Origin of the sequence: Dysgonomonas sp. HGC4 (genome assembly GCF_001261715.1) — a bacterium.
Taxonomy (GTDB): Bacteria; Bacteroidota; Bacteroidia; order Bacteroidales; family Dysgonomonadaceae; genus Dysgonomonas_A.
Map to the genome: position 1 here is coordinate 50451 of NZ_CVRU01000079.1, position 21210 is coordinate 71660.

Below are 21210 nucleotides of genomic sequence, written 5' to 3' on the forward strand. Positions count from 1 at the left end.
ATTAATTAGATTATCGATTAAATGAAAGCCATAGAAAAGGGACTAAGGTTGAGCTACAAAAATATTGGCTATGAGAACAGAAATTTCATCCAATTATTTAAAAAGTGAATCCTTAAAACAGGCAACACACTACTAATCAACAAGAAACGACTATTAATATTTGCGAAAAAGTGGACATTAGGTGGTTAACAGTAGACTATTAATGACATATAAGAAGGCTTAAACAAGCAATTCTATATAAATCTGTCAAATTAGAAATAAACGATATAAGTGAGGTTTCTGTAAAATACATATCTTTGATCAATAAACCTGCTATCCACATACACTCACATGAAAAAAATCCTATGCATCTCCGGTCTCCTATTTCTACTGACCCCTACTCTGTCAGCCAAAATAGACTTAGACTCATTATTCAATGAACTTGATAGCAAAATCAAGCACAACGATATTTATATTGAATTGAAAGATCTTAGGATAGATGATTTGAAAGCTGAAAAAAAGAAAACGAATAATACCCCACAACAACTCTATGCCATCAATCAATCGCTATATAAGGAATATAAATCTTATATCTCCGACTCTGCAATTTCTTACCTAAATCGAAATTTAGATATAGCCTATTCGCTCAAAGACCAGTATAAAATAAACGAAACATCAATTACACTCAGCAATTTATTTGTTGCCTTAGGAATGTATCTGGAAGCTAGCAAACTAATGGGTGACGTCAAGAAAGAGTATTTCGATAACCAGCAGCGGATAGAATACTATTCTACTTATCGTTATCTGTATTCGGGATTGAGGTTATATTCGCAAAATATGCGAAACAAAGATGAATATTGGAAAATGTCGCATGCATACATGGATACTCTGTTTATGATAGCTCCCCCAAACTCGGAAGAATACTTGCGGATAAAAGAAACAAAACTACGAGAAAACGGAAAAATTGCAGAAGCACTCGAAATAAATGACCGAAGATTGGAGTTAACAAAAATAGGTACAACCGACTATGCCTTTGTTACGTTTCACCGTTCACTCTTATACCGACAAATAAAAGATCTTGATTCCGAAAAGAAGTATCTTATCTTATCTGCAATATCCGATATTCAGTCAGCCATAAAAGACAATGCCTCCATACCCATTCTTGCTAATATGCTGATGCAAGAAGGCGATGTAGATAGAGCATACGCTTATGTGCGTTTTTCTCTAGAGAATATTAATGATTATAATACACGGGTGAGAAGTTCTGAAATATTAAATATTCAAACGATTATTGACAAGGCATATCAGCAAAAAAATGAAGAACAAAAACAAAAACTTCGCTTCTTTCTCATAGTTATAAGTCTTCTTTCTGTGCTCCTTATTATATCAATATGCTATGTATATAAACAGATGAGAAAGGGAGTAACAATAAGCAAACGACTCAAAGAATCTAATTTGGCGCTCAACACCCTCAATCAAAAGTTACACAACATCAATATAGAGTTGCAGCAAACCAATTCGGATGTATCGGAAGCCAATCAGATTAAAGAAGAGTATATTGGATATTTCTTGGGCGAATGTCTCAAATATATAGACAAATTAGATGCCTTTAGAAAGATGGTTAATAAGAAAATTCAAGACAAGCAGGTCGAAAATCTATATAAGCTAACTAAGGACAACATTCTGAAAGAAGAAGAGCTGAAAGAATTATTTACCAATTTTGACACTATATTTTTACATTTGTTTCCCGACTTTATCGAAAAGTTTAATTCTCTGCTTCTCGATGAAGAACATATTATTCTCAAGAAAGACGAGGTACTCAATACCGAATTCCGTATATATGCACTCATTCGACTAGGTATCAACGATAGTAACAAAATAGCCAGCTTCTTGGGATATTCGGTCAATACCATTTATAATTACAGAGCCAAAGTGAAAAACAAGGCTAAAATCGCGAGAGAAGACTTCGAATGGGCTGTTCGCCGAATAGGTACTTTCAGAAAATAAACAATTGATTACATCCTCTCTGAAAATAAAGAAGCAGAATCTTTATTTATAAATAAGAAAAATACAAGGTTTCTTATTCATATCAGGCAAACGTTTTGCCCACTCTTTAATAGATAAGGTTTTGATATACTCATCCTCACAAGTAATATTCATCGCAATGCAAAGTTTGGTTGATGGAGTACAATTTTTCATAAGATCTTCAACCATCTTAAGATTTCGATAAGGAGTCTCTATAAATATTTGTGTTTGATGCTCGCTATATATACGCTGCTCAAGTTGCTTTATTTTTTTAGCACGTTCAGTTCCATCAATCGGTAAATATCCATGAAAAGCAAAACTTTGTCCATTAAAACCAGAAGCCATTAATGACATCAAGATGGAAGAAGGTCCCACCAATGGAATCACTTTAATATTTTTTCGTTGAGCAATTGCAACAATATCCGCTCCGGGATCTGCAATAGCAGGACAACCTGCTTCGGAAATTACTCCCACCGAATTACCATTAGCAATGGGTTGCAGATAACTTTCGATCTGCTCTAAATTAGTATGCTTATTCAATTCATAAAATGTAAGATCATCTATATTTATAGAAGAATCTGTTTTTTTAAGGAAACGGCGTGCCGAACGTATATTCTCTACAATAAAATACTTTATAGGAAGAATCTGCTCTCTATTATAATCAGGCAAAACCTGCTCAATAGAAGTTTCGCCTAATGGCACAGGAATAAGTATAAGTGATGCTTGCATTTTCTGAAATTGATATTGTAAACAAAAATAAGTCTTTTTCTTGATAGAGACAAAATATCAGCATTTTACCTCTCATAAACTCTCACATTTTTCGAGAAAAGATTATAACTTCGTGAAGTAAAACAGAAACAAATATTTTGTTGATTATTATTCTCTGACAATAAAGAATAAAGTATGGAATCGTCTTCTAAACCCAGACTTTGGACTCTAAGCTACCTAAATGTCTGTATAGCTAATTTTCTGATGGCATGCTCCTTTAATTTATTAATGCCTTCTATACCTCTGTACATAACCGAACATTTAGGAGTACCCCAAACTAAAACTGGAATTGTGCTTGCATCTTACGCAATTGCCATTCTTATGATCAGACCTTTTTCGGGCTACTTGGTAGATTTATATCCTCGAAAGAAAATACTGCTGATAAGTTTCATCTGTTATGTAGCTATCTTCTTCGGATACTTTTATGCAGTTACCATATTTGTGTTTGTAATCGTAAGATTCTTTCATGGTATTACTTGGGGATTGTCAACAGTCTCATCGAGCACCTTAGCAATTGATATAGTTCCGTCAGAGCGAAGAGCCGAAGGTATTGGATACTTTGGCACTTTCATGAACGTAGCTATGGCGATAGGTCCTTTCATTGCAATACATATATATCAGAACTACAGTTTTCAAGCCCTCCTATATTGCGCCATCTTCATGGGGATATTGGGAATAATAGCGGTATCATTCATTAAAGCACCCGAACGTCCCAAATTAGAACGAGAGAAGATATCTTTCGACCGCTTCTTTTTACTTCCTGCCTGGCCCATATTTCTGAATCAATTGCTACCGAGTTTCGCCTGGGGTACTATCGGACCGTTCGTAGCTCAATACGGGAAGCAAATAAACATCCCCAATGCTGGTATCTTCTTCTTATTCTGGGCTGGAGGAATAATACTCTCCCGAATATTCTCAGGACGAATGGTAGACAAAGGACATATCCATTTAGTGAATACTTCGGCAATGGCTATAGTTGCTATCGCATTTTTGGCTTTTGCCCTAATTCATAATATCGTTGCTTTTTGTGTATCGGGGTTATTCATCGGAATAGGTTTTGGGATGATGTTTCCAGCACTCCAAACGCTCTATATTAACATGGCAGAAAACAATCAGAGAGGAACAGCTAATTCTACTTATCTAGTAGGCTTCGATTTAGGTTTAGCATTGGGCATGTTAGTAGGTGGATATATATCCGGAATCTACTCTTTTGAGGTACTTTTCTTAGTTGCATCAGGACTTTGCTTCTTTAGCATCATTGTCTATCAATCGATATCCAAAAGATTATACGACAAAAAGAAATTAAGATAAAACATATAACAATCAACTAATTACAAATATCATCAAAACAAAACATATAGATATCTATAAATCTATAATTTACAAAGACAATCAATTAATCCAGACAAACAGATTACTAGATTTTTCGTTTTCACAAATAGGTAAAATGATAGTAAAATACAACTCTAAAACATCTAAAAAGAGAATTTAAAAGCATACTTATTCTAGCTAAAGAAACAGCAAAAACACCCAAATACAGGCACATTAGGACATCATTTAAGCCTCATAAAACCTATAACTTAAGACTTAATTAGAGCCAATAAAACAAGACTAAATAAGCAAAATACACCCTACGCTTATCTCTCCGAGAATCGCATATTTAAACCAAACATGGAACGATATTCGAAAAAGAGGAATTACAAAAGGCATCCAATAGAAGGAGATTCAAAACATTTTATACAAATAAAAAAGGAGATCAAATTGATCTCCTTTTTTAATATTCATATATTGTAGATTAAATATCTACAACAAATTTTCTTAATTCGTCATTTAATAATGCGGGAGGTACTGAATTCTTAACCTCATCTATAATGATACCAAGAACTCGCTCACGCAAGAATTCTTTACGTGTAACCAAGCTAATTTCACGCACCGGAGATATACCTTTCAATGGGCGGATATTTTGCTTTTGTTTCTCATTCAATTGCTCAATAGCCATCTCAGGAATAATAGTTAAACCACTATTATTATCCACAATGTTTATCAATGTACTGATGCTACCCGCTTCGTACGTAAACAATGAGTGAGAGCTTTTACGTTTACGCAAGTTACAAATACGCAATATTTGACTACGGAAACAGTGTACTTCTTCTAACAACCAAAGGCGGTTGATATTAAGATCATCCTCCTCAAGCTCTTTTTTAGCGTACAACGATGTCTCACGAGGCGATACATATGCATAGAATCGTTCGTAATAGATAGGATGCTCCTTTATCTTATCATTCTTCAATGGTGTAGCTAAAATAGCTCCATCTAACGATCCGTTAAGAAGCGCATCTATAATCTGACCCGTTGTAGTTTCCTCTATAAAGAGTTCTATATCGTATCCGTTTTCTTCGTGTCTTAGCATTAATTTAGGAAGTAGATAAGGTGCAATGGTAGGAATAATTCCCAACTTAAACACTCCTTTTACAATCCCTTTTTCCTCTTGTATTATTTCTTTAACCTGCTTTACTTGCGACACAATAACACGAGCCTGATTAATTATCTGAGTCCCGATAGGTGTCGGTTGTACAGGTAATTGACTACGGTCGAAGATTTTCACCCCCAACTCGTCTTCAAGTTTCTGTATCATCATACTCAATGTGGGTTGCGTTACAAATGACGCCTCGGCAGCCTTTGCAAAATGACGATGATTGTCAACCGCAATAATGTATTCCAACTGTTGTATGTTCATAAGCGATAAAATAAAAGACCATTATTAAACTAATGGGTTATTATCAATTTAAGGGCAGCAAATATTACTGCAATATTATTTTTAATCATAACATGCTTCGGTTTATTTACTTACCTAAGCAATAAAAGGCATTGTACCTTAATATTCTCGTTCTCCAAAGATAGATGTTCCCACTCTGATTATAGTAGAACCCTCTTCGATGGCAATCTTATAATCATGAGACATTCCCATAGATATTTCGCAGAAACAAGAATCATCCTTAAAATACTGATGCTTAAGCTCCTCAAAAAACGTTTTTAACGATCTGAATTCCTGCCTAATCTGATTTTCATCATCAGTATTGGTTGCCATTCCCATTACACCTGCAATTTGAATATTCTTCAAAGTTTTCCAATTCTCATTTGCTAACAAATCTCTACATTCTTCAAAAGTAAAACCATATTTGGTATCTTCTTTAGCAATGTATATTTCGAGCAAACAATTTATCTTTCGATCAACTTTAGATGCGTATTTATCAATTTCTGATAATACTTTCCAACTATCGATACTCTGAATTGTATGAATATAAGGCACTACAGTCTTTATCTTGTTAGTCTGTAAATGTCCTATCAAATGCCATTCTATATCTTCTGGTAAGACCTCTTGCTTACTGCTAAGCTCTTGCACCCTACTCTCTCCAAAGACACGCTGTCCAGCATCATAAGCCTTCTCTAAAGCTTCTTTAGGATGAAACTTAGATACAGCTACCAATTTTACACCTTCCGGCAATAAAGATCTAACAGCATCTAAATTTGCACTTATACTCATAGTTACTCTTCTTTCAGATATTCTATTTTAGTCTTTTCGGCTGTTTCATAAGGGAAAACATCCATAATCATAGTTTCGTTGATTGATGCAATAACATAGTCAGCCATTGTACCTTCCATTCCCTTTTCGATAACTCCTAAGGCCTCTTTCAGATCACAAGCCTGAGCTAACATACTCACTGCTGTTTTCTTTTCAGTTCCGCTCTTTTCATCTAAAGTGATAAAGTATATCTTCGTTTTGAAGTAACGATCTCCATTTTCATTAAAGAACAATTCTGCTAATTTTGCTCTCTTGATATCAGCAATTGTAAAATCTCCGGAAATATATGGCTTCAACTCTTCTATAATACGAGCTTCGGCTTCCGTAAACGACAAAGCATCTACTAAATAAGGTTCGGTAACTTTTTTAAGAGTTCCATTTTCCATTGTCTTATCGTAAGATACTTTGCACTCAAACCAGTTATGCATAGGACTATTTATTTATAATTAATCAGTTCAAGGTCTCAGACCTTTTATTGTTTTGATAAGTACAAGCACATTTGATAATTACCACTCTGAAACAGAGCTATAAATACTACATGTAGCCTATATTTTGAAAAGCTCTTTATGAAAAACTTTTTTCAGACATAAAGAGCTTTGTTTAGAAAACAAAAGTAGCAATTATTTAAATAAGTCAAACCTCAATTATAAATAAAATTTATCGACTATCGGTAAAGGCTGATAAGTAATACAGAATATCGATTACAATATTTTGTAATTATAACCTCCTATTGTTATTGCACTTACCAAAACAATAAAGATTTAGAACTTAAGCTTAGTATTATTTATAATTTTCGGGCACCATCTTTAATAATGACATCGTACACTTTAGGCTTGATCTTGAACTTTTGCTCATAGCTTTCGGTAGCACGTTTGATAAAGCCATCGTGTAATTCATCTTTTACAAGGTTGATGGTACAGCCACCGAAGCCTCCGCCCATAACACGTGAGCCGGTTACTCCGCACTGACGGGCTACGTCGTTTAAGAAGTCCAGTTCCGGACAGCTTACTTCGTATTTACGGCTTAAACCGATATGGGTTTCATACATCTTTTTTCCTACTGTTTCGTAGTCTCCTTCTTTAAGGGCTTGGCAAGCATCTAACAGACGTTGAATTTCTTCGATTACAAATTCTGCTCGGATGTAGTCTTCGGCGCTTACTTCGTTGGCTACTTCTTTGAGCATATCAAGTGTTGCGTCTCTTAGAAACTCTACTTCGGGATGGTATTTACGGATGTATGAGGCTGCGTTTTCGCATGATTCTCTGCGCTTGTTGTAGGCTGATGAGGCTAGCTCGTGTTCTACGCAGGTATTGATGAGTACTAATCGATATCCTTTGGGATCGAATGGTACGTATTCGTATTCTAAGGAGCGACAGTCTAAACGGATGAGTGATCCTTCTTTTCCGAAGCAGGATGCGAATTGATCCATGATTCCGCATTTTACGCCTACGTAGTTATGTTCGGTGGCTTGTCCTATTTTGGCTAGTTCGAATCGGTCGAAACCTAAATTATACATATCGTTTAGTGCGAATCCGAAACAGCTTTCGAGTGCTGCTGAGGATGACATGCCTGCGCCTAGTGGTACGTCTCCTGCAAAGACTACATCAAAGCCTTGTATTTTGGCTCCTCGTTTGATCATTTCAAGGCATACTCCGAAGATGTATTTTGCCCATTGTTTGATGGGTACGTCGTCTAGTTGGAATTCGTCCATTTCTTCGAGGTCTAAAGCGTATGCTTTTACGGTGTCTGTTGTTCCGTTTGGTTTGATCATGCAGTACATGGCTTTGTCGATGGCGCCGGGTAGTACGAATCCGCCGTTATAGTCGGTATGTTCGCCGATCAGGTTGATACGTCCGGGAGCAGTGTAAAGTGCGCCGCCTTCACCAAAGAGTGACTGAAATTTTTCTGTAATAGCAGTAGTTTTCATGGTTTTGAAATATTTATTTATATGGTTAATTATAATTATTTATTGTATATAATCACACTAGATCACATCATAGTATAGTATCAAATCCGAGCGAAGTATCATCTACATAGTCAATCGACAAAAAGAATACACCTCCGAATTTATTAAGTGGTGTAAAATTAACATTTATTTCTGTACTCAATAACGTTTTTCGAACAAATGAGAACTTTTTCATTCTTTTAACTATGAGATAAGTACATCTACTATACAGAATGATAATATAAGATTCTCACTTCTTTACTTAGAACAGATGAGCATCAATTGAGGATATTTTTAGATACTTAAAAAGGATATTTATTAGAAAGGATGTGCACAAATTCATACCTTTGTATCTAAATTTAGATTAGTACTTTATCCCATGGAGAAACTCCGACCAATAATGTTTGCCGGCACAGGTAGCGATGTTGGCAAAAGTGTGATTGCTGCCGCTTTTTGCCGAATATTTTTACAAGACGGTTATCACCCCGCCCCTTTCAAAGCTCAAAATATGGCTCTCAACTCTTTTGCAACTCCCGAAGGATTGGAAATAGGACGAGCACAAGCCGTTCAGGCAGAAGCCGCAGGTATTCCCTGTCATACGGACATGAACCCTTTATTGTTAAAACCAACCACCGACAAAGTTGCTCAGGTTGTGCTAAACGGAAAACCTTATGGTAACCAAAGCGCTTATCAATATTTCAAAAAAGAAGGTCGTGACGTTCTGAGAAAAGCAGTAAATAATGCTTTTGATCGCCTAGAGAAGCGATTCAACCCCATAGTAATGGAAGGTGCAGGAAGTGTTTCAGAAATTAATCTGCGCGAAACTGATATTGTAAACCTCCCCATGGCTATACACGCAGGAGCTGATGTTATATTGGTAGCCGATATAGATAGAGGTGGCGTATTTGCCAGCGTTTACGGCTCAGTAATGCTAATGACCGAAGAAGAACGCAAACATACGAAAGGCATACTCATCAACAAATTCAGAGGTGATATGAGGCTTTTCGAATCGGGTGTAAAAATCATAGAAGACCTTTGTGGCATTCCTGTTATTGGAGTTGTGCCTTATTATAAAGACATTTACATAGAAGAGGAAGACTCGGTAATGCTTCAAACCAAAAACCTGCAAGCCTCTCATGACAAGGTAAATGTAGCAGTTGTACTACTGAGACACTTATCTAATTTCACCGATTTCAATATTCTGGAACGAGACCCTCGTGTCCACCTCTATTACACCAATAATACGGATGAAATAGAGAAAGCCGATATCATACTGATTCCCGGAAGCAAAAGTACTCTTGCCGATATGTATGAACTACGCCGCAATGGTGTAGCACAAAGCATCATTAAAGCACATAAAGAGGGAACTACAGTAATGGGCATCTGCGGAGGCTATCAAATGATGGGACAAGAGGTGTGCGACCCTTTACATGTAGAGGGATCAATTGAACGACTACCCGGATTAGGGCTACTCCCAATCTCCACAGAAATGCAGGGAGAGAAAGTGACTCGACAAGTACAATTCTCATTTCTTGATTCGAATGCTTCATGCGAAGGTTATGAAATTCATATGGGCACAACCACACCTCTCGATGGGACTGAATACAAAGCCCTAAACTATCTGAGTGATGGTACTAATGATGGTTTTTACTTGGATAGAAAATGCTTTGGCACATACATTCATGGTATTTTAGATAACGGAGCATTTATAGATTTTCTACTTGAGCCCTATGCCGAAAAGTTATCAAACGAACCATTCGATTTCAAAGCATATAAAGAAGAACAGTATAACAAGTTAGCCGACCATGTACGCAAAAACGTAAACATGGATTTGGTATATAAAATATTGACTACCTGAAATGATAACAGGACATGGCGATGACGCATATCAATTTGAACATAAAATTGTAAGTAATTTCAGTTCCAATGTATATAATAAATTCGATCTGAAAGATCTAAAGGAATTTCTATGGGCTAATATCTCATCTATACACTCGTATCCCGAACCCGATGCTCTCACTCTTCGAAAGCTAATTAGTCGCAAACTGAGTATATCGCCCGAAGAAATAGGCGTTACAAATGGAGCTACCGAGGCTATTTACCTAATTGCACAGGCTTTTAGAGGAAGCAAGACCGCTGTAGTAATTCCAACATTCAGAGAATACGAAGATGCTTGCGAAATACATGAGCATAGTTTATATTTTATAGAATCGCTAAAAGACATTGAGCCTGACACACAATTGGTATGGTTATGCAACCCTAATAATCCTACGGGAAAGATATACGATAAGGAATATCTCGAAAAAGTGATCTCAAACAATCCCAACACTTATTTCATTATAGATCAATCGTATGCAGCATTTACCAATACCAAGATTTGGAGTACGAATGAGGCTCTCAAACATAGCAATGTTATCTTACTACATTCTTTGACTAAGTGCTATGCTATACCAGGATTACGCTTGGGATACATTACAGCACAAAAAGATAAGATAGATAAGATCAAACATTATAGTATGCCTTGGTCTGTGAACCAATTAGCACAATTAGCAGGTCTATATTTATTAGAAAATGTATCTTACGATTTCTCAGATTACTTATTGGAATCTCAACGTGTACAAAAGCAACTTGCAAAGGTATCGGGAATCAAAGTATATGCTTCGGATATGCATTTCTTTCTTTGTCAGTTAGAAAAAGGTAAAGCTTCGGATTTAAAAAAATTCTTGATAGAGACAGAAGGTTTTCTAATTCGTGACGCTGCTAATTTCAGAGGATTAAACGAAAGCTATTTTCGCATAGCTGCACAAGATCAACCGAATAATAATTTATTAGTAAAAGCTATTGAAGAATGGATAAGACTCTCTTTCTGATAATACCGCTTATCATTGGATGGATTGCAGATCGACTATTGGGAGATCCGCTATCGATTCCCCATCCCGTTGTCGCTTTTGGTAAAATAATAGCAAAGGGTGAGAAATTGCTCAACAAGGGAAAATCTAAAAAGTACAAAGGGGGTATATTTTCTATATTTCTAATCATAGGATGCTTTATCCTTTTCTATTACATAGACAAAGGATTAATCTACATAAATCCATATATAGCCATAGCGTTTAATGCCGTAATGGTATTCTTTTGTCTGGCAGGAAAAACACTTGCTGATGAAGTGAGAGACGTTTTCATAGCCACAGATAAATCGACCGAAGACGGACGTAAACAAGTTGCCCGAATTGTAGGTAGAGACACCTCTCAATTGTCTCCTCAACAAATACGGACAGCAGCACTTGAAACCCTATCGGAGAACCTGAGTGATGGAGTTATTGCTCCTCTTTTTTGGTACTTATTATTAGGTGTTCCTGGAATGCTTGCATACAAAATGATTAACACGCTTGATTCGATGATCGGATATAAAAACGAACGTTATAAAGACTTCGGATGCTGGGCTGCTCATATTGATGACATTGTCAATTATATCCCTGCTCGATTCACCGCTTTATTAATGCTTCTTGTTAGTGGCAGGTTATCTTTATTATCTTTCGTATCTAAATACGGATCGCAACACGCCAGCCCCAATTCGGGCTACCCCGAATCTGCTTTAGCAGGAATCCTTGATTGTAGATTTGGAGGTCCAAATTATTATTTCGGGCAGCTAGTAGACAAACCATACATAGGAATTACAGACAGGGCTATCATCACTGAAGATATGCAACTAGCTGTCAGTATAAATCAACGAACAGAGATACTAATGATTTTAATAATCATTGTGCTAAGTATTACAAATATATTCCCTTTACTTAATTTAAATTTATCATGAAAATATATACTAAAGGCGGCGACAAAGGCAAGACCGGAATACATGGAGGTCAGCGCGTTGACAAAGACGATATTCGCATCGAAGCTAACGGATGCATTGACGAATTGAATTCGATGATTGGAGTTGTACGAGCTTATCTTACACGCGAACACGAATGGCAACCTATATTATTTAAGATTCAAACCGAATTAATGGTAATAATGTCTCATGTTGCAACTCCTTCTGAGATGCGAGAAAAGAATCCTAACAAACTTCCTGAAGATTTGGCTAAATTCTGCGAAGAGTGTATGGATAACATGACCGACAGAATGGGTGAAAGTAAAACCTTTGTTTTACCGGGTGGAACGCTAGTCTCGGCTCATTTACAATTAGCTAGAACTATTGCACGCAGAAGCGAACGCCGTTTATGGACATTGAATAAACAAGATGAAGTTCCTGCAAGTATCCTTCAATTTATAAACCGTTTATCCGATCTATTCTTCACAATGGCTCGTTTCGAAATGTTTCAAGAAGGAGCTGACGAGGAACGCTGGCACGACTTTTTATACAAGAGAAGATCATAAATCTCTTCTTATTGCTATCAATTAATACAACAGCAACAGATATTATAAAATAATATCCTCATTAATAATTTGCAAAGCTTCTATGAGTAAAAAAATCATATTAATCACTGGAGGACAACGATCGGGTAAAAGTGGTTATGCTCAACAATTGGCACTATCTTTATCCGATAACCCTGTATATTTGGCAACTTCCCGCATATGGGACGAAGAGCACCAAAAGCGTATAGAGCGCCACAAGGCAGATAGAGGTACTGAATGGACTAATATAGAAGAAGAGAAACAATTAAGCCTCCATCAGCTCGAGAACCGCACTATTCTTGTAGACTGTGTCACACTATGGGCTACAAATTTTTTCTTTGATAATGATTCTGATGTAGAGCTTTCTTTATCTATGCTAAAAGAAGAATTTGATAAACTGACTCAACAAGAAGCTCAATTCATCTTTGTAACCAATGAGATTGGACTCGGAGGTACTACCGAAAACAAAGTCCAAAGACTATTCACCGATCTGCAAGGATGGATCAATCAATACATTGCCTCCAAAGCAGATCAGGTATATTTTATGGTTTCGGGGATTCCTATGAAAGTAAAGTAGGTACTATATTTCACTGTACTTTACTTAGTTGAATGCCATTTTTAGCAGCATATGCCATTTGCGCTTCTTCTAAAACAATTTCCTTTTGACCCAGTACAGTAGAAAGAGAATCGAGTGAATCATAATGAGCCACAATTTCTTCTTCAGCTAAAGCTTCCGCTTTATCCCCCAATTGCTCATACACAGATAACACGTCCAAACATGTTCTCATATAGTCAACCAATGCGGTATTCATAGGCTCGTCCCTATTCGGCGAATTAAGATCTAGTACCTCTTCAATTGAATTATTGAGATAATTTTGCCCTGTTTTAACCCTGAATTTTAGAGAAGAAAAGTCTGATGGTGATTTCACTTGCTCAGCCCAACTATATACACTCTCCATTTGTGAAACTGTGGAATTCCATTTGCTCACGTTTACATTTAAAACTTTATCACTATCGCCACATGAAAAGAAAGTAGCAGCAAAAAAGACTAAGCTCAACAAATAATATTTTCCCATAAGTAGTTTTAGTTAGTAGTAATACAATAAATTGAAGAGTACAAATATCAGATTTAATATTTACACAACCTCACTTGAATAAAAAAAGCTGCCTTTATCAGACAGCTTTTTTTATTTCTTATATAATATATTTCTCTTAATTCCTTTTAGTAAACACCCAAGCATCATCCAACTTAGGATTATTCTTTCTGAATGAAGCCAGATACTTTTCAGCCTGAGTTTTATCTTCAAAAGAAGCAATATAAATTCGGTTTCTATCCCCTGCATTAACTATATTAGCATCCTTATATCCTTGACTTTTAAATCTACCTAAAGCTTTCTCCGCTTCAGACTTGCTACCAGCACTTCCTATAATTACAAAGAACTTAGGTTCTACTGCTTTTTTCACTTTAGGAGTCTCAGCTATGGGTGTAACCTTAGTTACTTTAGCCGTTTCAACTTTTTGACTTATCGCAGGAGTCGCTTTCTTCTCTATTTTGGGTTCTTCTTTCTTTACTTCTACCTCTACCGTTGGCTTTTCAGTTTCAACTTTAGTTTCAGTAATCAAAGCAGGCTCTTCCGAAGATATAGCTAACAAGTTCTCCACAGATGTAACTTCCGCTTCGGGCTTACTAGATATTGTAGCTGATGTAGAAATAAGATCTGCAAAGAATCCCGATTTCTGTATATTAGTATTTTCATTCTCCGAAATTGGAGTAGAAGTTACAAAAAACACCAAGATAGCTGCTACTGCCGCGCCAACGCCGGCAAAGGCTCTTCTATAAAGCGAACGCTTGGTTGTAATAACTGATATCTTCTGTATTTCCTGAATATCAACTAATCTCTTAATATCTAAGGTAGATAAACCAAATGTTTCAGGATGAAATGCAGATAAGTTACTATTTGATTCGAAATGCAGACGACTTTCGGCATCTAGCGAAAGTTTACCTAATTGCCCGATCTGAACAGGTTGTCTAAGACTCAAAATAGTATTAAGTCTCTTTACTACATCAGTCAATCGTTTGCAGGCAACATCATATGAAATAGAATATGCATTCATATAAGACTCTGCCAACAAACCATCATTATACTTCAATTCGGGATTAAAACCTACGCTAACTCTAGGTGCAATAATAGAACCATCGGAAGCCATTTTTGCCACCTCACGATTCAACACAAAACCTCCAAAATCGGGTATAATCACACAGTCATGTTTCTGTATCAGGTAATCTATATGTGATGTAAATTCTTTCATATTACAAATATAAGTTATAGTATTCGACTTACCATTCTTTTAAAACTTAAAAGCAGATAGATAATTTTTATATCTATTAATCGTCTGAAATCCAATACTGATAAAGAATAGCGCAAATTTAGGGCTTGCAAAAAACACAAATAATGCTTAATAACATATAAATATAGAACACTACAAATTGAAATATTGGCTAACATTGTAGTGTCGAACCTTGAATCTAATACTATTTACTTTTCAGCACCTCATTAAACACATTTTCATATCTTAAGACTATTGATTTCCAAGAATATTCACTTCTAACCTTAGCCACGTTGTCACTAATAGATAACAATCTTTTATCCTTATTTGTTTCTGGAAATTCGTTTATAATAGTACTTATTTCATTACTACCATTAAAATAAAAAGCATTTTGCTCCAATACGGCCTTATTAAAGGGATTGTTGTGTGCTACTATAAAACTTTGCGAAGCCATAGCTTCCAAGAGCGATGGATTAGTGCCACCAACAGAGTGTCCATGAAAATATAATGCTGAGTAATGGCGAAGATTGTCTAATACTTCTTTATTATATATCCCTCCAAGAAAATGCACATCTTTAGCCTTATACTTCTGTTGAAGGAACTTACCATATTTAGTTTCGACATTACCAATAACCAAGAACGGACGAGCGTCTTTCGCTAGTACATAGCCATCCAGAATCATCTCAATATTATTCTCCGGCTCAAGGCGAGCTACTAATAAAAAATACTGATGAGCAGCAATACTATAATCTGATAGAATATTTTCATCAAATTGATCTACAACATCTGCACCATAAGCAATACAAAATGAATCAGTATTAAACTCCGCCTTGTAATATTGTTGAATGGCTAAGTTATCGGAAACTAAGTAATCTGATTTTCTAACAGCCAGTTTTTCCAATCGCTTAATTAATTGTCTTGTAAAATAATTCCATTTACTTCTCTTCCACTCTATCCCATCCATATTTGTAATTACAATAGGTGAGTCTTTCTTCAACAAATAATATGAAGGTGCATTACTATGATAACCTGCTTCATAGATAATATCAAAGTCTTGCTTTAGAGCATCCTTTAAACATAAGTAATCATAAATAAAATTGGCTGCTGCTCCTATCTGCTTTTCGGGACTATAAATTTTCTTTATTACGACACCTTTAAAATCAGGTTGATTGTATTCATGAAAATGTACATTATATACTGTAACTGAGTGTCCAAGCTTTACCAACTCCACAGACAAATACTCTGCAAATTGTTCGAATCCTCCATAATTGTTGGGGATGCCTCTTGTTCCCAGTATTGCTATTTTCATTTATAGATCAATTCATTATAAACTGTCAATAATTGTTTCAGATACTTGTCTTCTGAAAACTTAGATAAGCTTTGATATCCATTTTCAGCCATTTCCGAATATTCTTCATTTGATAATACAATTGCTTTGAGAATTGTTTCTTTCAAGCTCTGTACATTTCCTGCTTCAAATAAAAAACCATTCTTACTATGTTGTACAATCTCTGGGATTGCTCCTATATCTGATGCTATAACAGGAGTACCCTGAGCCAAGCTTTCGGTACACGATAACCCGAATGTTTCATTCCATTCAGATGGCACAATAGTATATTGCGCGTTATAGATAATAGATTGCACCTCATCTTTACTCTTAAAACCCAGCAATTCTACATTAGGCGGAATTTCAGTCAGAGACAAATCCCCTACTCCTGCAATTTTAAGTTTTAGATCAGGCAATTGTTTCATTGCCGACAATAATGTTCTAATTCCCTTTTCGCGAGAGAGTCGCCCGAAATACAGCAAATAATCACCTTTCTTTATATCTTTTGGAGTATCTACTTTAACCGGATTATAAATCACAATCGACTTATCTGATATATCTTTATTAAAGTCCTCATGCTTCTTATAGACAAAATTACTGACACAGATAAATCGATCTACATATTTTTCTGTCTTATAAAACAATCGCCGATAATACATTTCCATTGTAAGAAGACTACTTTCCACAAAGCTACCTTTGGCACATCGGGTAAACATGCAATTTAAATAATTACCATTGATACACCTTTCGCAAATCTGCAAGGTCCTATCTAATAACAAATAAGAAGGACAAATCTGCCGATACTCGTGCAAAGTCATTACTATTGGAATATTATGTTTTTTAAGAACAGGCAATATAGAATTCGAAAAACTATTCTGATATAAATGGATATGTGCAATACCCGGTTTCTCCTTTTCTATGATCAATTCCACCATTTTAGCTGCGGAATGATTATAAAAAAAAGAAGGCAGATTATATATCTTTTCAATCAGAGAAGCACTCCTTTTCGGATATGATATAGTATAAGTAGGATTATAGGCCACCTCCCCCTCATCCGTTGATAAGAGAATCACATCATGTCCATCTGCTTTGAGTAAACCTATTGTATCGAACAATACAGTTTCGGTTCCTCCTTTCAGCGATGGATATTTATTGATCTGGAGTATTTTCATTTACTATTTCCCTTAATAACCTCATTAAATAAACTAATCCATTTGGGCATAATATACTCAGGAAGAAAACGCTGTGCATTTACTTTTGCCTTTTGTCCCATTTCTATTCTTAAATCCTCATTTTCAATTAGCAATATTATCTTTTGAGCTAATCCCTCTATATTTTCAGTCTCTACTAGAAACCCATCTTCTCCGTCTTTAATTATTTCGGATGGGCCACTTGGGCAATCGAAAGAGATACAAGGTAATCCACATGCCATAGCTTCTGTAAGAACCAACCCAAAGCCTTCGTAAATGGAAGACATTACATAGACAGAACTTTTCAGATACTCCTTCACTATATTATTTGTTGGAGGATATATAGATATGCTAGAAGTTAGGTCCGCTTCCCTAATCATTCTATTGAGCATCTCCTTATCTTCTCCCTCTCCAAAGATTATAAGTTTCCATTCAGGATATTTTTTAGCAACTATTTGCCACACCTCAATTAATAACGGATAGCCCTTTTGTCGTGTTAATCTCCCAACACTTATAATCCGCTTTTCGGTACAGAGACTTTGCTCTGATGGATAAAATGATAATGAATTGGGAATTACTTTCACATTTTTAATTTCACTCCACCTTTTTCGATCTTCTTCCGTTAGCACAACAAAAGCATCGTATTTATTGATGTATCTGTGCTTTCTTTTCTCCCCTACAATAGCAATAACTCTTTTGAGTAAAGGAATAGAGTTCGACTTATATTCGATCGATTTATAAGGTTTGCTAAAATGAATTTCCGCTATTCTTTTACTACCGTCTTTTATTTCCGATAGAATAGACAATTCGTGAGTATAAGTAGATATACTTATGTCGGGTTTTATTTCATTCAGTAGAGCTTCTAGACGCAGACAATGCAGTCGTCTCTTTTTCAACTGAGTAGGCAATGCTTTGTAAATAGGTAAAGACTCTAACTCATCATAATTTATCTCTAAATCTACAAACTTAATTCGAGAAGAGAAATCAAAAAAATTGGCTTTATACTTTCTGTCAGTTGTTACTATAGTCACATCATAGCCCATAACATCCGCAAGGTAATTAGCCTTACTGCAAATGCTACGTTCCATACCTCCCGATTGAGAAGAATCTATGAGACAATATACAATTTTCATTCGTCTTGAGTATTTTCAATCAAGCTGCTTGGGGTCTGTATCGAAAAGCTCCTCCTTGTTGTATCGGTATTTGTACAAGAGTACCCAAAACAGATTATTCCCTATAATTACACTGAATAAAAGCAAAGACTCCATAAGTCCATAAACCAGAAAACTTACAACAACAGCAATAATAATGATATTCTGCTGCTTCACAATATTCCTAATTGCAAAGAAGTATAAATATATGAAATATATGAACAGAAAAACGCCTGCTTCAAAAAGCAGATGCATATAACTACTATCAATTATAATATAGTCAAATGCGGTTGTACCTAACAGATATTGTATGGGGACTAAGCTATCGAGCAATTGTTTATATAAAGTAAGGCGAGTACTAACTAACATATTCAAAGCAGGATATTCTTCAACATTCTGAGCTAAATAGATAGTCAATGCAGTAAACAACAGAGGTAATATGTAAAGAATATACCGTGAATAACCGATTCGATAATTAGGCTTTAACTTCATCCTTAGAGAATAGTAAAACAGAACTACACAGAAAGTAATGATCGTCAATATAAAACTACGGGAAACCGTCTCAGTATAAAGATAGATGGATAATAACATTAAAACACTCAGTAGAATCCAAACAAAATTTCTATATCTGGATAAATAACAATACAACAACAAGGATGTGAATAATCCCCAATAATATATTGCAGCAATATTAGGATGTCCAAACCCAAAATCATATCGTACCCGAATAAGACTAAAAGTTTCGGACTGCATCATTCGTCCCGTTCCTACAAACAAAAACATTATGAAAACAGTAGTCCCCAATATGATTATATTGTATTTCAGATAGGTTTTCAGATTCAATGTAGATACGCACTGCATCAATATTATAGGCGTGAGTACGTTCAGTTTATAGGGTGTAAATTCGGCTAGAGAGATAATTACAAACAGACCTAAGCAATACAAATACTCACGTCTCATAGCAGCATAATCGAACGACAGGAGGAAAAAAACAACTGTGAGGACGGAGAGAATCTCCTGCCTTTCACCCAATACGACCGTAAAAAGGAATCTGAAATTGAGTATCAATAACAGAATAAATATACTAGGCTTCCGTATCTTTTCTAAAACCTCATTCATCACCTACTCCTTTCTTTCCCAATCCAGTTCGAAATTCCGTATTTTATTTGTTGCCAATAATTCATACCTATTCCTTCCGAAACAGTTAATTCCCATTTCCAATTCTGATAACAAAGTTGAACAATACCAATTGCTAAAATAGCTCCCAGAACTCCTAAGTCGAAATAAAGAATCAATATAGGCATCAATATAAAGATACCCAATGCCGACCACAAGGAAGATGCAAGATAGGGAACTTTATTCTCGGAAGATATAAGATTCAGAGCCAATGCCTGATTAGAATCGAACAAATATACTATAAACAGTACTGCTAAAGGCAAAGTTGGCAAAAACGTAGTACCACTACCAATAATTGCCAGACCCAAATCTCCAAACAGCAACACAGCAACACAGCCTAGTGTATACAGCAATAAGAAGAGCACTAAGCTTTTAGAATAGATACGTCTGATAACATCAAGATCTCTTGTTACCCAACTTTGCGATATATATGTAGAATAACTATAATAGTATAATAAAGAAACAGCTGTTAATACATTTACAACCTGTATACTCAGTCCATATTTAGCAATCGTAGCCAATGGGAGAAACAGAGATGCATAAAAGAGACTTCCTTTAGTTGAAAAGTATAATGCCATATTAGCCAATCCTAATTTATAGGTATTCTGCCAGATAACACTCATCAAATCTTTAGTCTGTATTTCAGTTTCTCTTAATTTTTGCCTCAAATCATCTTTGTAAGCAAAATAATCACCCAAAGCAAAATTAACCAGAGCCGATATACAGTTGGCTATCGCAATACCCAAAATACCATAACCCGAATACAATAAGCCGAAAGTCAAAAGCATGTAAACTCCACGATTTATAATAATCAATTGGTTGTATTCCTTTATATAACCACGCCCTTGCAGAATACAACTCAAATAGAGACAATAAAAGCTAAAGACAATACTCAATGAATAAAGTATCCACGAAGTAATTATAATATTTCGATCGGGCAGTCCATCAGATAAGTAACTGATATACCAAGAGCCTACAACTATCAACAAAAAAATCATACCAATAGAAACATACCCATAGAACCGACGCATGGCATGTATCAAACTTTTGACCAAAGGATAATTTGACTCTTTCAGAACTTCGGAAAAAGAGTCTACACCATCTTTTATCAAAGAAGTAGCACCTCCGAAAGCATACGAGATATTACGGGCAAAAGTGGTTTGAAAAGCCAATCCTATAAGTGTAGCAAACATCCCCAGATTGACGAAAATATACCAGACACCTAACGTATCGGATGGAAGGTAGCGAAAGATAGCAGGCAGTATGAAAATATTAGCGCCTATATTACAACCTTGTGCTACATATCCCCATATAACGTCTTTTCGGGTAATAACTATCTTGCTCAA

At 35.7% G+C, this 21210-nt stretch carries 20 protein-coding genes; 7 read left to right on the forward strand and 13 right to left on the reverse strand.

All coding sequences use genetic code 11. The features are described 5' to 3' along the window. Positions 1-330 precede the first annotated feature (330 nt). On the forward strand, positions 331-1986 hold the full coding sequence (locus tag HGC4_RS07485; protein WP_050709504.1) for a DUF6377 domain-containing protein: 1656 nt from the start codon (positions 331-333) through the stop codon (positions 1984-1986). 42 nt (positions 1987-2028) lie between these two features. On the opposite strand, the gene HGC4_RS07490 is transcribed toward HGC4_RS07485, so the two are convergent. Then, positions 2029-2733 carry an SAM-dependent methyltransferase gene (locus HGC4_RS07490; RefSeq protein WP_050709505.1) on the reverse strand — a complete coding sequence of 235 codons (705 nt, stop codon included), beginning with the start codon at positions 2731-2733 and terminating at the stop codon, positions 2029-2031. Between the two features lie 174 nt (positions 2734-2907). Here HGC4_RS07490 and HGC4_RS07495 point away from each other — a divergent pair, with 174 nt between their 5' ends. Further along, the gene (locus HGC4_RS07495; protein ID WP_050709506.1) at positions 2908-4083 is read left to right on the forward strand and encodes an MFS transporter; all 1176 of its coding nucleotides are present in this window, start codon (positions 2908-2910) and stop codon (positions 4081-4083) included. Between the two features lie 484 nt (positions 4084-4567). Here the strand turns inward: HGC4_RS07495 and HGC4_RS07500 are convergent, their stop codons facing one another. The 5 genes from HGC4_RS07500 to HGC4_RS18635 all read right to left on the reverse strand — a co-directional run bounded on the left by HGC4_RS07500 (position 4568) and on the right by HGC4_RS18635 (position 8496). Continuing rightward, entirely contained in the window at positions 4568-5509 is a 942-nt protein-coding gene (locus HGC4_RS07500) for a hydrogen peroxide-inducible genes activator (RefSeq protein ID WP_050709507.1), read from the reverse strand. Between the two features lie 138 nt (positions 5510-5647). Next, positions 5648-6316, reverse strand: coding sequence for a YggS family pyridoxal phosphate-dependent enzyme (locus HGC4_RS07505; RefSeq protein WP_050709508.1), 669 nt, complete (start codon positions 6314-6316; stop codon positions 5648-5650). A 2-nt stretch (positions 6317-6318) separates the two neighbouring features. After that, positions 6319-6783: a DUF4494 domain-containing protein gene (locus tag HGC4_RS07510; protein WP_050709509.1), complete on the reverse strand. Its 465-nt coding sequence runs from the start codon at positions 6781-6783 to the stop codon at positions 6319-6321. Positions 6784-7139: 356 nt separating this feature from the next. After that, the gene (gene galK, locus HGC4_RS07515) at positions 7140-8282 is read right to left on the reverse strand and encodes a galactokinase (RefSeq protein WP_050709510.1); all 1143 of its coding nucleotides are present in this window, start codon (positions 8280-8282) and stop codon (positions 7140-7142) included. Between the two features lie 67 nt (positions 8283-8349). After that, a complete protein-coding gene (locus tag HGC4_RS18635) occupies positions 8350-8496 on the reverse strand; it encodes a hypothetical protein (protein WP_157258188.1) in 147 nt (48 codons plus the stop codon). Positions 8497-8679: 183 nt separating this feature from the next. Here HGC4_RS18635 and HGC4_RS07520 point away from each other — a divergent pair, with 183 nt between their 5' ends. From HGC4_RS07520 to cobU, 5 genes are all read left to right on the forward strand, one after another. Next, entirely contained in the window at positions 8680-10158 is a 1479-nt protein-coding gene (locus tag HGC4_RS07520) for a cobyric acid synthase (protein WP_050709511.1), read from the forward strand. A gap of 1 nt (position 10159) precedes the next feature. Then, complete coding sequence (locus tag HGC4_RS07525) at positions 10160-11170, forward strand: aminotransferase class I/II-fold pyridoxal phosphate-dependent enzyme (RefSeq protein WP_050709512.1); 1011 nt, start codon at positions 10160-10162, stop codon at positions 11168-11170. Further along, complete coding sequence (gene cbiB, locus HGC4_RS07530; RefSeq protein WP_050709513.1) at positions 11149-12111, forward strand: adenosylcobinamide-phosphate synthase CbiB; 963 nt, start codon at positions 11149-11151, stop codon at positions 12109-12111. The genes HGC4_RS07525 and cbiB overlap by 22 nt, the downstream gene beginning before the upstream one ends. Next, a complete protein-coding gene (locus HGC4_RS07535) occupies positions 12108-12674 on the forward strand; it encodes a cob(I)yrinic acid a,c-diamide adenosyltransferase (protein ID WP_050709514.1) in 567 nt (188 codons plus the stop codon). The genes cbiB and HGC4_RS07535 overlap by 4 nt, the downstream gene beginning before the upstream one ends. Positions 12675-12756: 82 nt before the next feature. Next, positions 12757-13269: a bifunctional adenosylcobinamide kinase/adenosylcobinamide-phosphate guanylyltransferase gene (gene cobU, locus HGC4_RS07540; RefSeq protein WP_050709515.1), complete on the forward strand. Its 513-nt coding sequence runs from the start codon at positions 12757-12759 to the stop codon at positions 13267-13269. Positions 13270-13279: 10 nt separating this feature from the next. On the opposite strand, the gene HGC4_RS07545 is transcribed toward cobU, so the two are convergent. The 7 genes from HGC4_RS07545 to wzx all read right to left on the reverse strand — a co-directional run bounded on the left by HGC4_RS07545 (position 13280) and on the right by wzx (position 21210). After that, complete coding sequence (locus tag HGC4_RS07545; RefSeq protein WP_050709516.1) at positions 13280-13768, reverse strand: hypothetical protein; 489 nt, start codon at positions 13766-13768, stop codon at positions 13280-13282. Positions 13769-13904: 136 nt separating this feature from the next. Continuing rightward, positions 13905-15002 carry an HU domain-containing protein gene (locus tag HGC4_RS07550; protein ID WP_050709517.1) on the reverse strand — a complete coding sequence of 366 codons (1098 nt, stop codon included), beginning with the start codon at positions 15000-15002 and terminating at the stop codon, positions 13905-13907. Positions 15003-15225: 223 nt separating this feature from the next. After that, positions 15226-16329, reverse strand: a complete 1104-nt coding sequence (locus tag HGC4_RS07555) for a DUF1972 domain-containing protein (protein ID WP_050709518.1) — start codon at positions 16327-16329, stop codon at positions 15226-15228. After that, positions 16326-17519 carry a glycosyltransferase gene (locus HGC4_RS07560; protein ID WP_050709519.1) on the reverse strand — a complete coding sequence of 398 codons (1194 nt, stop codon included), beginning with the start codon at positions 17517-17519 and terminating at the stop codon, positions 16326-16328. Before HGC4_RS07560 ends, HGC4_RS07555 begins: the two co-directional genes overlap by 4 nt. Further along, entirely contained in the window at positions 17516-18670 is a 1155-nt protein-coding gene (locus HGC4_RS07565) for a glycosyltransferase family 4 protein (RefSeq protein ID WP_050709520.1), read from the reverse strand. Before HGC4_RS07565 ends, HGC4_RS07560 begins: the two co-directional genes overlap by 4 nt. Before the next feature lie 15 nt (positions 18671-18685). Then, the gene (locus HGC4_RS07570; protein WP_050709521.1) at positions 18686-19807 is read right to left on the reverse strand and encodes a hypothetical protein; all 1122 of its coding nucleotides are present in this window, start codon (positions 19805-19807) and stop codon (positions 18686-18688) included. Next, positions 19807-21210: an O-unit flippase-like protein gene (wzx, locus tag HGC4_RS07575; RefSeq protein ID WP_050709522.1), complete on the reverse strand. Its 1404-nt coding sequence runs from the start codon at positions 21208-21210 to the stop codon at positions 19807-19809. Before wzx ends, HGC4_RS07570 begins: the two co-directional genes overlap by 1 nt.

Excerpts from the sequence above, each read along its gene's own strand:
- HGC4_RS07500 (WP_050709507.1), bottom strand. The coding sequence starts at position 5,509 with ATGAACATACAACAGTTGGAATACATTATTGCGGTTGACAATCATCGT.
- HGC4_RS07550 (WP_050709517.1), bottom strand. The coding sequence starts at position 15,002 with ATGAAAGAATTTACATCACATATAGATTACCTGATACAGAAACATGAC.
- HGC4_RS07510 (WP_050709509.1), bottom strand. The coding sequence starts at position 6,783 with ATGCATAACTGGTTTGAGTGCAAAGTATCTTACGATAAGACAATGGAA.
- HGC4_RS07545 (WP_050709516.1), bottom strand. The coding sequence starts at position 13,768 with ATGGGAAAATATTATTTGTTGAGCTTAGTCTTTTTTGCTGCTACTTTC.
- HGC4_RS07525 (WP_050709512.1), top strand. The coding sequence starts at position 10,160 with ATGATAACAGGACATGGCGATGACGCATATCAATTTGAACATAAAATT.
- HGC4_RS07565 (WP_050709520.1), bottom strand. The coding sequence starts at position 18,670 with ATGAAAATTGTATATTGTCTCATAGATTCTTCTCAATCGGGAGGTATG.
- HGC4_RS07495 (WP_050709506.1), top strand. The coding sequence starts at position 2,908 with ATGGAATCGTCTTCTAAACCCAGACTTTGGACTCTAAGCTACCTAAAT.
- HGC4_RS07560 (WP_050709519.1), bottom strand. The coding sequence starts at position 17,519 with ATGAAAATACTCCAGATCAATAAATATCCATCGCTGAAAGGAGGAACC.
- HGC4_RS07535 (WP_050709514.1), top strand. The coding sequence starts at position 12,108 with ATGAAAATATATACTAAAGGCGGCGACAAAGGCAAGACCGGAATACAT.
- HGC4_RS07490 (WP_050709505.1), bottom strand. The coding sequence starts at position 2,733 with ATGCAAGCATCACTTATACTTATTCCTGTGCCATTAGGCGAAACTTCT.
- HGC4_RS07485 (WP_050709504.1), top strand. The coding sequence starts at position 331 with ATGAAAAAAATCCTATGCATCTCCGGTCTCCTATTTCTACTGACCCCT.
- galK (WP_050709510.1), bottom strand. The coding sequence starts at position 8,282 with ATGAAAACTACTGCTATTACAGAAAAATTTCAGTCACTCTTTGGTGAA.
- HGC4_RS07570 (WP_050709521.1), bottom strand. The coding sequence starts at position 19,807 with ATGAATGAGGTTTTAGAAAAGATACGGAAGCCTAGTATATTTATTCTG.
- HGC4_RS07555 (WP_050709518.1), bottom strand. The coding sequence starts at position 16,329 with ATGAAAATAGCAATACTGGGAACAAGAGGCATCCCCAACAATTATGGA.
- HGC4_RS07520 (WP_050709511.1), top strand. The coding sequence starts at position 8,680 with ATGGAGAAACTCCGACCAATAATGTTTGCCGGCACAGGTAGCGATGTT.
- cobU (WP_050709515.1), top strand. The coding sequence starts at position 12,757 with ATGAGTAAAAAAATCATATTAATCACTGGAGGACAACGATCGGGTAAA.
- HGC4_RS18635 (WP_157258188.1), bottom strand. The coding sequence starts at position 8,496 with ATGAAAAAGTTCTCATTTGTTCGAAAAACGTTATTGAGTACAGAAATA.
- cbiB (WP_050709513.1), top strand. The coding sequence starts at position 11,149 with ATGGATAAGACTCTCTTTCTGATAATACCGCTTATCATTGGATGGATT.
- HGC4_RS07505 (WP_050709508.1), bottom strand. The coding sequence starts at position 6,316 with ATGAGTATAAGTGCAAATTTAGATGCTGTTAGATCTTTATTGCCGGAA.